Here is a 13,211-nt window from a genome sequence, read left to right on the forward strand (position 1 = left end):
TTGCCTGTCTTTTTGTTTTTGGGGCTGTCAGTATCGCTGGCGGCACGGGCTCGAGCGGAAAATAAATCACTGATATGCATGCATTTGCTGTAAAATGCCACCGATTTGAGAGGCGCGTCAAGCGCCTTTCTTGCTTGTAAATAACGCATAACTGAACATGAAAAATATTCGTAATTTTTCGATTATTGCTCACATTGACCACGGCAAATCGACACTGGCAGACCGCATTATTCAATTGTGCGGTGGTTTGGCCGACCGTGAAATGGAAGCACAAGTGCTGGACAGCATGGATATCGAGCGTGAGCGCGGCATCACCATCAAGGCGCAAACGGCGGCCCTGCAATACAAGGCCAACAACGGTGAAATTTATCACCTCAACCTGATTGATACCCCCGGTCACGTCGACTTTAGCTACGAAGTGAGCCGCTCGCTGTCTGCTTGTGAAGGCGCTTTGCTGGTAGTGGATGCCTCGCAAGGCGTAGAAGCACAAAGTGTGGCCAACTGCTACACGGCGATTGACCTCGGTGTTGAAGTGACGCCTGTGCTCAACAAGATTGATTTGCCATCTGCCGACCCGGCGCGCGTTTCGCAAGAAATTGAAGACGTCATCGGCGTGGATGCGACCGATGCCGTACGTTGTTCGGCCAAAACCGGTGAAGGCGTGCGCGATGTGCTGGAAGAGGTGGTTGCCAAAGTGCCACCACCAGTGGGTGATATTGACGCGCCGTTGAAAGCCCTGGTGATCGACGCCTGGTTTGACAACTACGTAGGTGTAGTCATGCTGGTACGCGTGGTGGATGGCGCGTTGAAAGCCAAAGAAAAAATCCGCTTGATGGCGACAGGTGCTGAATACCTGTGTGAGCAAGTCGGTGTGTTTACGCCTAAATCATTGCAGCGTACACAGTTAAGCGCGGGTGAAGTAGGGTTTGTGATTGCTGGCATTAAAGAGCTGGCCGCCGCCAAGGTAGGTGACACGGTCACGCTGGCGGGCAAACCTGCTGCGGCGCCACTGCCTGGTTTTAAAGAGGTGAAGCCACAGGTGTTTGCTGGCTTGTATCCGGTGGAGTCCAACCAGTTTGAAGCATTGCGTACTGCGCTGGAAAAACTGAGCCTGAACGACTCCAGCCTGCAGTTCGAGCCAGAAAACTCGACGGCGCTGGGCTTTGGCTTCCGTTGTGGCTTCCTAGGGTTGCTGCATATGGAGATCGTACAGGAGCGCCTGGAGCGCGAGTACGACATGGACCTGATCACCACTGCGCCAACCGTGATTTATGAGCTGTTGCTCAAAAGCGGTGAGGTGGTACAGATTGAAAACCCGTCACGCCTGCCTGAACCTTCACGTATTGAAGAAATCCGTGAGCCCATGATTGTGGTCAATCTGTTGATGCCACAAGATTACGTGGGCCCGGTGATGACGCTATGTAATAACAAGCGTGGTGTTCAGCGCAATATGCAATACATGGGCCGCCAGGTGATGTTGAGCTACGAAATGCCATTGAATGAAGTAGTGCTCGATTTCTTTGACAAGTTGAAGTCAGTGTCGCGTGGTTATGCGTCTATGGACTACGAGTTCCTCGAGTTCCGCGCCGCAGACCTGGTCAAGCTGGATATCATGGTGAACGGCGAACGCGTCGACGCATTAAGCCTGATTGTGCACCGTGCCAACAGCATTTACCGTGGCCGCGAGCTGGTGGCTAAAATGCGCGAACTGATCCCGCGTCAGATGTTTGATATCGCGATCCAGGCGTCTATTGGTGCCAACATTGTGGCGCGCGAAACCGTCAAGGCCATGCGTAAAAACGTGCTGGCCAAATGTTATGGCGGTGATATTACGCGTAAGCGCAAGTTGCTGGAAAAACAAAAAGAAGGTAAAAAGCGTATGAAGCAGGTGGGTAACGTGGAAATTCCACAAGAGGCCTTCCTTGCCATCTTGCGTGTAGAAGATAAATAATCCTTTTTAGTGGAATAGCTTACTCAGGAAACAAGCATGTATTTTGCAATTTTTATGTTGGTGATTTTGCTGGTCTCAGGCGTGATCTGGCTGCTGGATATTCTGGTCTTGCGCAAACAACGCCAGGCAGGTGCCTTGGGCGATGTTGCCGACCCATGGTACGTGGAATACAGTAAAAGCTTTTTCCCCGTTATTTTGCTGGTATTTATGGTGCGTTCTTTTGTGGTCGAGCCATTCAAGATTCCTTCCGGCTCCATGATGCCAACCCTGCTGGCGGGTGATTACATCCTGGTGAACAAATTCACCTATGGCTTGCGCGTGCCTATCCTGAATAACGTGTTTTACCCGGTGAGCTTGCCTAAACGTGGCGATGTGTTCGTGTTTCATTATCCACCTGACACCTCGATTGACTATATCAAGCGCGTCATTGGCCTGCCTGGCGACAAGATTCAGTATAAAGACAAGCAGTTAACCATTAACGGCAAAGTGATCAACCTGGATTTTGTGCAGCCGTATCAATATGCCCTGAATGTGAATGATGAAAGCGGTAATGCACGTGCAGTGGATGTGACTGCGTCCCGCTTGAGTGAGCAATTGGGCGACGTGAAACACGATGTATTGATTCATGACATCATGAACCAGTATAGCCCTGGCAGCGCGGGTGACCGCCTGATGCAGGGCGAAACCATCACCGTACCAGAAGGTGAGTACTTTGCCATGGGCGACAACCGTGATAACAGTTCAGACAGCCGTGTCTGGGGCTTTGTCGCAGAAAAGCACCTGGTTGGTCGCGCATTCTTTATCTGGTTTAATTTTGACCAATGGCGCCGTATCGGGCAAAGTATTGGTTAAGCGCACGGTGAACCGTGTGGAAACAGACATCTTCTTGAGGGATCGTATTATGAATGACTCAAAGAGCGCTCACCAACACGGTATCGGCTTGATCGGCTTTTTGCTGGTATTAACCGCATTTGGCATCCTTGGCACCGTCGCCTTGAAGGCCTTGCCATCTTATATGGAGTATTATTCCATCCAGGCGACCGTGAATCGTATTGCACATGATCCTTTGCTGCAAAGCGACAGTGATATGCGCACCGCGTTTGATCATCAGATGCAAGTTGACAGCATCCGCGAGGTGACTGGTCGTGATTTGGACATCAGTGGCGGTACGGTGGCCATGCGCTACCAGAAGAAAATTGCACTCACAGACACCATGACACTGTTGATCGACTTTGATGCTACCAGCAAACCTTGATGGCTGGCTTGATCGTACCTAAATGAACGCACTCCCGGTATTACAAACCAGAATTAGTTACAGCTTTACGCAGCCTGCCTTGCTGCAACAAGCGCTCACCCACCGCAGCTTTTCTGCCACCAATAACGAGCGCCTGGAGTTTTTGGGCGATAGCGTGCTCAACTTTATTATTGCGCACCAGCTGTTTAATTTGTTTCCGCATTTGCCAGAAGGCGATTTAAGCCGTTTGCGCGCCAAGCTGGTGCGTGAAGCCAGCCTGGCTGAAATCGCGACCGACCTTAATCTGGGCGATGCGCTCAAACTGGGTGAAGGCGAGCTTAAAAGTGCAGGTTGGCGCCGCCCTTCGATCCTGGCGGATGCGCTGGAAGCGATTGTCGGTGCGGTCTACCTGGATGGCGGCTTTGACGCTGCCCAGCAAGTGGTAGCATTGTTGTATCGCGACAAGCTGCAAACTATAGATCCCAAAGCGATCGACAAAGACGCCAAATCACAATTACAAGAATATCTGCAAAGCAAGAAAATGGATCTGCCGGAGTATCAGGTCGTTTCTATTGAAGGTGAGGCGCATGCGCAAACCTTCACCGTGCAGTGTTTTATTAAAAAGCTCAAGCTGACCACCACTGGCGTGGGCACCAGTCGCCGTGTGGCGGAGCAACAAGCGGCCAAATTGGCCATGGACGAGATTCAATCATGACAGAAGAAATTACCCCCGCTACAGACGATTTTCGTTGTGGTACCGTTGCCATCGTTGGTCGCCCCAATGTTGGCAAGTCCACACTGCTGAATCATATTTTAGGCATGAAGCTGGCGATTACCTCACGCAAAGCGCAGACCACGCGCCATCGCCTGCTGGGCATTCATACCACAGACGATACCCAGTTCCTGTTTGTGGATACGCCGGGTTTCCAGCAAAAACATATTAATGCGCTGAATAAAACACTCAACAAAACCGTCACTCAGGTACTCACTGAAGTAGACGTCGTGCTGTTTGTGATTGAGCCGATGAAACTGGGTGAAGCGGACGAAATCGTCCTCAAACTGCTGCCTAAGAATAAACCGGTATTGCTGGTCGTGAATAAGGCTGACCTTATGGGCGACAAAGGTAATTTGCTGCCTTTAATCCAGGACTTTGATTTGCTGTTTGATTTTGCTGGCATTGTCCCGGTCAGCGCCAAAAAGAGTTTGTACCTCGATGAGTTGCTGTCAGCCGTGCGCGAGCACTTGCCACAACAACCAGCCATCTATGCCGAAGATGAGTTGACTGACAAGAATGAACGCTTCCTGGCCGCCGAGCTGGTGCGCGAAAAAGTCTTCCGCTTGCTGGGTGACGAAGTGCCATACTCTGTGACGGTAGAGATCGAGAAGTTTGAAACGGTTAAAAACCTGCGCCGTATTTTTGCCGCGATTATTGTCGACAAAGATAGCCAAAAGCCGATGATCATTGGCAAAGGTGGCGAAAAGCTCAAGCAAATTTCCACCGAAGCCCGCCAAGACATGGAAAAGCTGTTTGGTTCTAAAGTCTACCTGGAAACCTGGGTTAAGGTAAAAGGCGGCTGGGCAGACGATGCGCGTGCACTGAAAAGTCTGGGCTTCTAACAGCAGATTCACTACTGGCATTTTATGGCAGTAAAATCCCCCGATTCCGGTAGCCACAAGCAATCGCAGCAACCGGTTTTTATCCTCCACACCTATCCTTTTAAAGAAACCAGCCTCGTGGTTGAGATGTTCAGCCGCGACCTGGGGCGCATTGCCGCGGTGGCCAAAGGTGCACGGCGGCCACTGTCTGCCATGCGTGGCATGTTGCAATCTTTTCAGCAACTGGCAGGCACCTGGTCAGGCAAAAACGAACTCAAAACCTTGCACGAACTAGAGTGGATGACAGGCCTCACGCTGCTGCGCGGCGACGCCCTGATGTGCGGCTTTTACATGAACGAGTTGCTGCTGCGCTTGTTGCCGCGCGATGACGCCCACGCGCAACTATTCGAATATTACGCGCAAACCATACAATTACTGTCGACCTTGCAACAGGATGTAGGGAGTGGCCAGCTCGCCGAAATTCTGCGTCGGTTTGAACTCAAAATGCTGCAAGAGCTAGGCTATGCCGTCCCCCTTACACATGACGAAAACGGTGAAATTATCCATGCGGACGAAACCTATCGTTTTGAAGCAGATTATGGTGCCTGCTCACCTTCAGCGACCAGGAATGGCATGTTGATTCAAGGTGCGACGTTATTGGAGATGGCGCGTGGGAATTACACTAGCGTGACTACGCAATCACAAAGCAAGCAGTTGATGCGATATTTATTGCAGCATTATTTGGGCGAGAAACCGTTATATACGCGACAGTTGCTTGTGGACTTGCAGGATTTTTAAACGCGATTGTAATAAAATGTTGTTCTTCTTTGTGAGTGGTTGATTTCGCCTTTTCGGCGAGTTACTTTTCTTTGCTTGCACAAAGAACAAGTAACCAAAAGAAAGTGCACCCCAGCTTCCGCTTGTATCCTGCGTTGCTCGTCAAAATAAGCGGTCACGAAACTCAACCTTGTAGCTCACACAGAACGTGAGCTACTGCGGGATTCGAACAGTCGCTCCCTTCTTCCTTATTTTGCCTGCGCTACTCGGCGCGGCAGATGGGGACCCCGAACACCATGCGACTGCAACCGTCGGTGGTTATAAGAAAAGAGTTTGTTTTTTAACCGTCCAAACTGTGGTGCAGCTACTTAAATGAGAAGAATCCCATTCCATCACGCTGAGTAGCGGAGACGAAGTGGGAGTAGTCGGCCATCGTCTGTTCGAGTTCCGCGGTGGCTTGCGTCTTTTGCAAGCCGCTAGGGCGAGTTTCGATGGACGCCCACTTTGTTGAGCAACGCAAGGGAGCCGTAAGGCCGTGATGGCTGGGTGCCCTCTTTTTGGTTACTTTTTTGGGGCAAGCAAAAAAAGTAACTCGCCAACAAGGCGAAAGAAAATCTACCTTTAAATGCGAAGATACTTTCAATCAACTGGTAGACAAACTTGGATTTGGGATGGGCATGTCTGTTTGCCTGGAAACCTTTAAGTCTAAACAGGAATATCTTTCTATTTTTCACATGATTAATTTGGTTTACCATCATCAACAGTTAAAATATCGTCATTCACCCAATTACAAAGAGAGCTATGTTAAAACTAGGCGTTAATATTGATCACGTCGCAACCATTCGTCAGGCGCGTGGCACCAAATATCCCAGCGTGGTACAAGCAGCTCTGCGTGCTGAGCAGTCTGGTGCAGACAGCATTACCTTGCACTTGCGCGAAGACCGTCGCCACATGCAGGATGCGGATATTTTTGCGTTAAGGCCTTTGCTGCAAACCAAAATGAACCTTGAGTGCGCTGTCACCAGTGAGATGATTGATATTGCGATTCAGGTAAACCCGCAGGACGTCTGCCTGGTGCCTGAGCGCCGTGAAGAGCGTACGACGGAGGGTGGTTTGGATGTGCTCACACACTATGCCAAAGTGGAGCATGCGGTGAAGAAACTGTCTGACCAAGGCATCCGTGTGTCACTGTTTATCGCACCAGATTTGGCACAGATTGATGCAGCCGCCAAAATGGGCGCGCCGGTGATTGAACTGCATACGGGTACTTTTGCCGATGCTGAAACAGAAAAAGACCAGTTGGATGAACTGGAGAAAATTGACGCTGCACTCAAACATGCAAAAGCGGCGGGCCTGGTCGTGAATGCTGGCCACGGCCTGCATTATCATAATGTGCACCATATTGCGCGCTTGCCAGGTTTTGAAGAGCTCAATATCGGCCACGCCATTGTAGCGCATGCTTTGTTTGTGGGCTGGGATAGCGCTGTGCGTGAGATGAAGGCGCTGATGAAAGAGTTTTCACCTAAATGATGCAATTACACAATCATTGTGGAGAACATCAATGATTTACGGCATAGGCACAGATATTGTCGAAGTTGAGCGGATCGAGGCCTCACTGGATCAGTTCGGTGATAGCTTTGCCAAACGGATTCTGGCCAGCAGTGAGTGGGCAGATTACGAGGCGAGCAAACTTAAGGCGCGTTTTCTGGCCAAACGCTTTGCCGCAAAAGAAGCGTTTGCCAAGGCCATTGGCACCGGCATTCGTGGCGATGTCAGTTTTCAGAATATTGCGGTCACCCATGATGCGTTAGGGCGTCCTTTGTTGCAGTTGTCATCTACACTACAAGCCTTTCTCAAACAACATCATATTTACCAATCGCATATCAGCATCAGTGATGAAAAAAATCTGGCACTGGCCTATGTCGTGCTGGAAACGACCCAAGCAGCATGACAGCAGATCAGTTAGTGGATATTCAGCGCCGCTTTAGTGGCGTGCGCCGTTTATATGGCGAGCAAGGGTTGGCTGGTTTGCAGCAAGCGCATGTGCTGGTCATTGGCATTGGTGGTGTCGGCTCGTGGGCGGTTGAAGCGCTGGCGCGCAATGCGATTGGCAAGTTAACCCTGGTCGATTTAGATAATATTGCCGAGTCGAACATGAATCGCCAGATTCATGCGCTGGATGAAACGTTGGGCAAGGCCAAGGTGACTGCCATGCGCGAGAGGATCGCTGCGATTAATCCACTGTGTAAGGTGGCTGAAGTTGAGGATTTTGTCACCCCTGAAAATCTGGCCTCAATGTTGGCCGGACAGCCGGATGTGGTGGTGGATTGCATGGATGACACCAAGGCCAAGATTGCGCTGGCGGCTTACTGCAAGCAGCAGCAATTGCCGTTGATCATGGTAGGCAGCGCAGGCGGCAAGCTGGATGCGACGCGCATACGCCTGGCTGATCTGGCGCATGTACAGGGCGACCGTATGCTGGCCAAGGTCCGCAACCAGTTGCGACGAGACCATGGTTTTCCTAAAGCGTCAGATCACAAAAAATCAGCCAAGTTTGGCATTGCGGCTGTGTATTCGGATGAGCCGGTAGAGCGGCCTGAAGAGGCTTGTGAAACGTCATCGGCAGGGCTGACTGGCCTCAACTGTGCGGGCTATGGCTCCAGTATTTGCGTGACGGCCAGTGCCGGGTTTGTCGCGGCACAACAAGCGATTCAGCAATTGATTGCGCTTTCACGCATTTAAGTCTATTCAGTGCTCGCGGCACGCCATCGGCCAATCAGGTTGAACAATGTGGGTATGGTGGCGTCTATTTTAAAAAGCCGGGCATAAACACTGCATGTTTTCGTGCATCAACCACGCGGAAACCATCCATACTTAACTTTTAAATGCGCTGGTTTTCAGCTTGTCATCATGACTTCAAGCGACAGTGCTATCCGTTACAGTGTCATATGGGCCAAGTACGCTTAATCCATTAAAGGTGATTGCCATGCAATTGGATGTGTTTTTAAAGAAGGTTTCTATCAACCATGCCTTGAATGTGCTGGTCTGGCATATTGCCGAGGCGGGGATTGAAATTGCTGGGCTGATCAAGCAGGGTGCATTGGAAGGCGTCACTGAAAAAATGACCAGTACCAATGTGCAGGGCGAAACGCAGATGCAACTGGACATTCGCAGTCACGAGGTGGCTGTGGCTCACCTGCGTGCTTCGGCAGTGGTGGCTGGCGTGTTGTCAGAAGAAGTGGATGCGCCAGTCTTGTTTGAGACGCTGGATGCACCATTCCTGGTCAGCATGGATCCTCTGGATGGGTCTTCTAACCTGGCGATTAACGGGGTCGTCGGTAGTATTTTTTCTGTATTACCTAACACTGGCGTCGCGACGCTGGGTGATCAGGCCTTTTTGCAACCGGGGCAGGACCAACGTGCCGCGGCTTATATCATGTATGGCCCGGCCACCTTGCTGGTGCTCACCATTGGCCAGGGCACGCATGTATTTACGCTGGACCAAACGACGCAATCATTTGTATTAACGCAACAAACCGTGCAAATGAGCGAGGAAACGTCTGAGTTTGCCATTAACGCCAGCAATCAGCGCTATTGGCAACCTGCCGTTCAGCGCTATATTGATGAATGCCTGCAAGGCAGCGAAGGACCGCGTGGGCGCGATTTTAATATGCGCTGGTGCGCCAGTATGGTGATGGATGTGCATCGTATTTTGACGCGCGGCGGCGTGTTTCTGTATCCGCGCGATAGCAAGCAGCCAGTCAAGGCTGGGCGCTTGAGATTGTTATATGAGGCTAACCCCATGAGTTTGCTGGTGACGCAGGCTGGCGGGGCCAGTATAGACGGGCTTGAGGATGTGCTGGCGATTCAGCCGACGGCATGTCATCAGCGTGTGCCGGTCTTGTTAGGCGCTAAACAGGAAATCCAGCGCTTGCGTGATTATCATCAGCAGGTTTCAAAATAATAAAGGAGTATGACATGGCATTGATTTCGCTCAGGCAATTACTCGACCACGCCGCAGAACACAGCTATGGCTTGCCTGCGTTTAATATCAACAACATGGAGCAGATTCTCTCCATTATGAAGGCAGCCGACGAAGTCGACAGCCCGGTGATTTTGCAGGCCTCAGCAGGCGCACGTGGCTATGCCGGGGAGTCGTTTTTGCGCAAAATGGTCGAAGCGGCGATTGAGCAATATCCGCATATTCCGATTTGCATGCACCAGGATCATGGTGCTTCGCCCAAGGTTTGCCAGATGGCGATTCGCAGCGGATTCTCCAGTGTGATGATGGATGGCTCGCTGCGTGAAGATGGCAAAACCCCCGCCAGTTATGAGTACAACGTTGAAGTGACGCGTCGTGTCGTCGAATTCGCGCATGCGGTGGGCGTGTCGGTTGAGGGGGAGCTTGGCGTGCTGGGCTCGCTGGAAACCGGTATGGCAGGCGAAGAAGATGGCGTCGGGGCGGAAGGTAAGCTGGATGAGTCACAATTGTTGACCGATCCGGATGAGGCCGCCGCATTTGTGGAAGCCACCAAGGTTGATGCGCTGGCCATCGCCATTGGCACCAGCCACGGCGCGTATAAATTCACACGGCCACCTTCAGACGATACGCTTTCGATTGAACGTATTCGTGAAATCCATGCCAAAATCCCTAACACGCATTTGGTCATGCACGGTTCTTCTAGCGTGCCGCAATCCTTGCTGGAGCAAATCCGGCATTATGGCGGCAATATCAAGGAAACCTATGGTGTGCCGGTGTCGCAAATTGTAGAAGGCATTAAAAATGGCGTGCGCAAAGTCAATATTGATACCGATATCCGCCTGGCGATGACAGCAGCGATTCGGTGCCATATGGCGGAGCATCCGGAAGAGTTTGATCCACGCAAATATTTCAAGGAAGCCACCACGGCGGCGCAGCATTTGTGTAAAGAACGCTTTGAGGCCTTTGGTAGTGCCGGACAAGCGAGTAAGATAAAGGTAATCTCTCTGGAAAAAATGGCGGCTATTTACTAGCTCTGCATGACCATGAGATAAACAGCCTAAAAAAACAATGATAAATTGAGGGGGCATGAGCAAAGGAATCCCATCATGCGAGAAAAACTAGTCATTGGTAACTGGAAGCTGCACGGCGGCTTGCTTGAAAATCAAGGCTTGCTGAACAGGCTCAAGCAGGAGCTGCACGACCTGGAGGGCGTAGCGACAGCCGTGTGCTTGCCTTATGTGTACTTGTATCAGGCGCAAGACCTGCTGCAAGACTCGACGATTGCCTGGGGTGCGCAAAACGTCAGCCAGTTTACCGAAGGCGCGTTTACCTCCTGCATTTCTGCCAAAATGGTGGCCGAGTTTGGTTGTAGCTATACCATTATTGGCCATTCTGAACGCCGTGCCCTCAAACTCGAAAGTAACCAGGTCGCCACCAAGCGCCTGCTTAATGCCTTGCATGCCGGGCTGACGCCAATTTTTTGTGTCGGCGAGACCCAAGATGAGCGGGATGGCAATATGGCCGAATTGATCGTGCGCAACCAGATGCTGAACGTGGTGTATGGCCTGGATGATGAAGCTTTTGCGCTGGCCAAAAAATTCAATATGGTGATTGCCTATGAGCCTGTGTGGGCGATTGGCACCGGCGAGCACGCCACGCCTGAGCAGGCGCAGCGCATGCATGCATTTATCCGTATGATGATTGCCGAGCGCGACCGCGAGTTTGCCGAGCAGATTCGTATTGTCTATGGCGGCAGTATGGCGCCTAAAAATGCCTACAGTTTACTCAGCATGCCAGATATCGACGGTGGCTTATTGGGCCGTGCCGCGCTGGTCGCGGAAGATTTTGTCGATATCTGCAAAATCGCCAGCCGTTGCTACCAGCAAAAAACAGCGGTGCGTGAGTCATCGCGAGCCATCCCCGTGTTTGAGGCATGACTGTCAGCTATAAAGGGAATAAAAGCCATCTACCCACCAAGCTTTGCCAGCAATGCGGCAGACCCATGACTTGGCGTAAAGCCTGGGCTAACAATTGGGATCAAGTCAAATATTGTTCTGAGCGTTGTCGCCGCACACCATCAAAACACGTCAAATGAGAAACCTTGTCATTATTCTGGGCGACCAGCTAACGCTAGATAACCCTGCATTACACGGGTTTGACCCAACGCAAGATCATATCGTCATGGCAGAGGTTGCTCACGAGTCTCAGCATGTGTGGTCGCACCGGCAGCGCATTACGCTATTTTTATCTGCCATGCGTCACTTCGCCAACCAGTTGCGCGCACTACAATTCCCGCTTACTTATTTTAGCCTCGCGTCGCATGACTACCTGGATTTGCCTGCGATTTGGCAGGTCATGTTACAGCAGCATCAACCACAGGCAATCAAAGTATGTGAACCCGGTGACTGGCGTGTCTGGCAAAGCCTGCAGGCAGTGGCTAAGCAACATGCAACGCCTTTGCAAGTGCTGCAAGACACGCATTTTATGTGCAGCATAGACCAGTTCAAGCGCTGGGCCGCGAAATATGGCGAAAAAAATACTTCTTTGCGCATGGAGTTTTTTTATCGCGGCATGCGTAAAAAATACAATATTTTAATGACTGGCGATGCGCCTGCGGGCGGTGACTGGAATTACGACCATGACAATCGACAACCACTAGGCAGGCAAGGCCCGCAAGCGCTGGTGCCGCCGCCTGGGTTTACGCCAGATGCAATTACCCTGGAAGTACTCGCACTGGTCAAGGCGCGGTTTGCAGATCACCCGGGCCAGATGGAGGCTTTTGCCTGGCCAGTCACGCGCGAGCAAGCGCTCACCTTGCTTGCGCACTTTATCACCGAGAAATTACCTCAATTTGGCCCATATCAAGACGCCATGTGGCAAAACACGCCATATTTATGGCATTCACTGCTGGCCTCAGCGCTTAACCTTAAATTGCTCAATCCGCGCGAAGTGATCGCCGCTGCCGAGCAGGCGTATGTGAGCGGTCAGGCGCCATTGGGCAGTGTTGAAGGCTTTATTCGCCAGATATTGGGTTGGCGCGAGTTTGTGCGTGGGGTTTATTGGCTGGAGATGCCGGGGCTAAAGTCCGCCAATTATTTTCAGCATACGCGGGATTTGCCAGACTGGTTTTGGACTGGTGAGACGCAGATGCAATGTTTGTCGCAGTGCATCAGTCAAACCCTGCAAACGGGCTATGCGCACCATATTCAGCGGCTGATGGTGATTGGGTTGTTTTCGACCCTGGCGCAACTGTCGCCACAGCAGGTCTCTGACTGGTTTTTGGCGGTGTATGTGGATGCCGTCGAGTGGGTCGAGCTGCCAAATGTGGTCGGCATGGCTTTGTTTGCCAATGGTGGCCGTTTTACCAGCAAGCCGTATGTGGCAAGTGGCGCTTATATTCAGCGCATGAGCAATTATTGTGCGGGTTGCAAATACGACCCCAAGCAAAAAACAGGCGAGCGTGCCTGTCCGTTGACGACCTTGTATTGGGCCTTTTTAATCAAACATGAGGCTTGGCTGGCGAGCAATCCACGTACGCGGCTCATGGTTAAACATGTGGCCAAGATGACTGCAGATGAGCGGGATGCGCTTGGCGCATTTGCGGAGCAACGCTTGCAGCAACTGGCCTATTTGTAATCACACGTTTGTTTAATTTCATAAAACTGTCACAT

The 13,211-nt window shown here is 51.4% G+C and carries 14 protein-coding genes; all 14 read left to right on the forward strand.

Annotation, left to right across the window (positions count from 1 at the left end; genetic code table 11):
• Window positions 1-157 precede the first annotated feature (157 nt).
• The 14 genes from lepA (at window position 158) to INP78_RS08210 (ending at window position 13,176) form a co-directional block, all read left to right on the forward strand.
• Entirely contained in the window at window positions 158-1,951 is a 1,794-nt protein-coding gene (gene lepA, locus INP78_RS08145) for a translation elongation factor 4 (protein WP_194741664.1), read from the forward strand.
• A gap of 36 nt (window positions 1,952-1,987) precedes the next feature.
• Window positions 1,988-2,803: a signal peptidase I gene (gene lepB / locus INP78_RS08150; protein ID WP_194741665.1), complete on the forward strand. Its 816-nt coding sequence runs from the start codon at window positions 1,988-1,990 to the stop codon at window positions 2,801-2,803.
• A 49-nt stretch (window positions 2,804-2,852) separates the two neighbouring features.
• Entirely contained in the window at window positions 2,853-3,206 is a 354-nt protein-coding gene (locus INP78_RS08155) for a DUF4845 domain-containing protein (RefSeq protein ID WP_194741666.1), read from the forward strand.
• Window positions 3,207-3,228: 22 nt separating this feature from the next.
• Window positions 3,229-3,900, forward strand: coding sequence for a ribonuclease III (gene rnc, locus INP78_RS08160; RefSeq protein WP_194741667.1), 672 nt, complete (start codon window positions 3,229-3,231; stop codon window positions 3,898-3,900).
• Entirely contained in the window at window positions 3,897-4,802 is a 906-nt protein-coding gene (era, locus tag INP78_RS08165; protein ID WP_194741668.1) for a GTPase Era, read from the forward strand. The genes rnc and era overlap by 4 nt, the downstream gene beginning before the upstream one ends.
• A gap of 24 nt (window positions 4,803-4,826) precedes the next feature.
• Entirely contained in the window at window positions 4,827-5,579 is a 753-nt protein-coding gene (recO, locus tag INP78_RS08170) for a DNA repair protein RecO (protein WP_194741669.1), read from the forward strand.
• A gap of 780 nt (window positions 5,580-6,359) precedes the next feature.
• Window positions 6,360-7,088 carry a pyridoxine 5'-phosphate synthase gene (pdxJ, locus tag INP78_RS08175; protein ID WP_194741670.1) on the forward strand — a complete coding sequence of 243 codons (729 nt, stop codon included), beginning with the start codon at window positions 6,360-6,362 and terminating at the stop codon, window positions 7,086-7,088.
• A gap of 31 nt (window positions 7,089-7,119) precedes the next feature.
• Complete coding sequence (acpS, locus tag INP78_RS08180) at window positions 7,120-7,509, forward strand: holo-ACP synthase (protein ID WP_194741671.1); 390 nt, start codon at window positions 7,120-7,122, stop codon at window positions 7,507-7,509.
• Complete coding sequence (locus INP78_RS08185) at window positions 7,506-8,300, forward strand: ThiF family adenylyltransferase (RefSeq protein ID WP_194741672.1); 795 nt, start codon at window positions 7,506-7,508, stop codon at window positions 8,298-8,300. Before acpS ends, INP78_RS08185 begins: the two co-directional genes overlap by 4 nt.
• A 244-nt stretch (window positions 8,301-8,544) precedes the next feature.
• A complete protein-coding gene (locus INP78_RS08190; RefSeq protein ID WP_194741673.1) occupies window positions 8,545-9,522 on the forward strand; it encodes a class 1 fructose-bisphosphatase in 978 nt (325 codons plus the stop codon).
• A gap of 14 nt (window positions 9,523-9,536) precedes the next feature.
• On the forward strand, window positions 9,537-10,571 hold the full coding sequence (fba, locus tag INP78_RS08195; protein WP_194741674.1) for a class II fructose-bisphosphate aldolase: 1,035 nt from the start codon (window positions 9,537-9,539) through the stop codon (window positions 10,569-10,571).
• A 75-nt stretch (window positions 10,572-10,646) separates the two neighbouring features.
• Window positions 10,647-11,477 (forward strand): triose-phosphate isomerase, encoded by an 831-nt coding sequence (gene tpiA, locus INP78_RS08200; RefSeq protein WP_194741675.1) that lies wholly within the window; start codon window positions 10,647-10,649, stop codon window positions 11,475-11,477.
• Window positions 11,474-11,635 (forward strand): DUF2256 domain-containing protein, encoded by a 162-nt coding sequence (locus tag INP78_RS08205; protein WP_194741676.1) that lies wholly within the window; start codon window positions 11,474-11,476, stop codon window positions 11,633-11,635. The genes tpiA and INP78_RS08205 overlap by 4 nt, the downstream gene beginning before the upstream one ends.
• On the forward strand, window positions 11,632-13,176 hold the full coding sequence (locus INP78_RS08210; RefSeq protein WP_194741677.1) for a cryptochrome/photolyase family protein: 1,545 nt from the start codon (window positions 11,632-11,634) through the stop codon (window positions 13,174-13,176). Before INP78_RS08205 ends, INP78_RS08210 begins: the two co-directional genes overlap by 4 nt.
• The last annotated feature ends 35 nt before the right edge of the window (window positions 13,177-13,211 follow it).

The sequence above is a fragment of the Methylophilus sp. 14 genome, assembly GCF_015354345.1.
GTDB lineage: Bacteria > Pseudomonadota > Gammaproteobacteria > Burkholderiales > Methylophilaceae > Methylophilus.

Bases quoted from the DNA above. Each gene is read 5' to 3' on its own strand.
- lepA (WP_194741664.1), top strand. From the start codon at position 158: ATGAAAAATATTCGTAATTTTTCGATTATTGCTCACATTGACCACGGC.
- lepB (WP_194741665.1), top strand. From the start codon at position 1,988: ATGTATTTTGCAATTTTTATGTTGGTGATTTTGCTGGTCTCAGGCGTG.
- INP78_RS08155 (WP_194741666.1), top strand. From the start codon at position 2,853: ATGAATGACTCAAAGAGCGCTCACCAACACGGTATCGGCTTGATCGGC.
- rnc (WP_194741667.1), top strand. From the start codon at position 3,229: ATGAACGCACTCCCGGTATTACAAACCAGAATTAGTTACAGCTTTACG.
- era (WP_194741668.1), top strand. From the start codon at position 3,897: ATGACAGAAGAAATTACCCCCGCTACAGACGATTTTCGTTGTGGTACC.
- recO (WP_194741669.1), top strand. From the start codon at position 4,827: ATGGCAGTAAAATCCCCCGATTCCGGTAGCCACAAGCAATCGCAGCAA.
- pdxJ (WP_194741670.1), top strand. From the start codon at position 6,360: ATGTTAAAACTAGGCGTTAATATTGATCACGTCGCAACCATTCGTCAG.
- acpS (WP_194741671.1), top strand. From the start codon at position 7,120: ATGATTTACGGCATAGGCACAGATATTGTCGAAGTTGAGCGGATCGAG.
- INP78_RS08185 (WP_194741672.1), top strand. From the start codon at position 7,506: ATGACAGCAGATCAGTTAGTGGATATTCAGCGCCGCTTTAGTGGCGTG.
- INP78_RS08190 (WP_194741673.1), top strand. From the start codon at position 8,545: ATGCAATTGGATGTGTTTTTAAAGAAGGTTTCTATCAACCATGCCTTG.
- fba (WP_194741674.1), top strand. From the start codon at position 9,537: ATGGCATTGATTTCGCTCAGGCAATTACTCGACCACGCCGCAGAACAC.
- tpiA (WP_194741675.1), top strand. From the start codon at position 10,647: ATGCGAGAAAAACTAGTCATTGGTAACTGGAAGCTGCACGGCGGCTTG.
- INP78_RS08205 (WP_194741676.1), top strand. From the start codon at position 11,474: ATGACTGTCAGCTATAAAGGGAATAAAAGCCATCTACCCACCAAGCTT.
- INP78_RS08210 (WP_194741677.1), top strand. From the start codon at position 11,632: ATGAGAAACCTTGTCATTATTCTGGGCGACCAGCTAACGCTAGATAAC.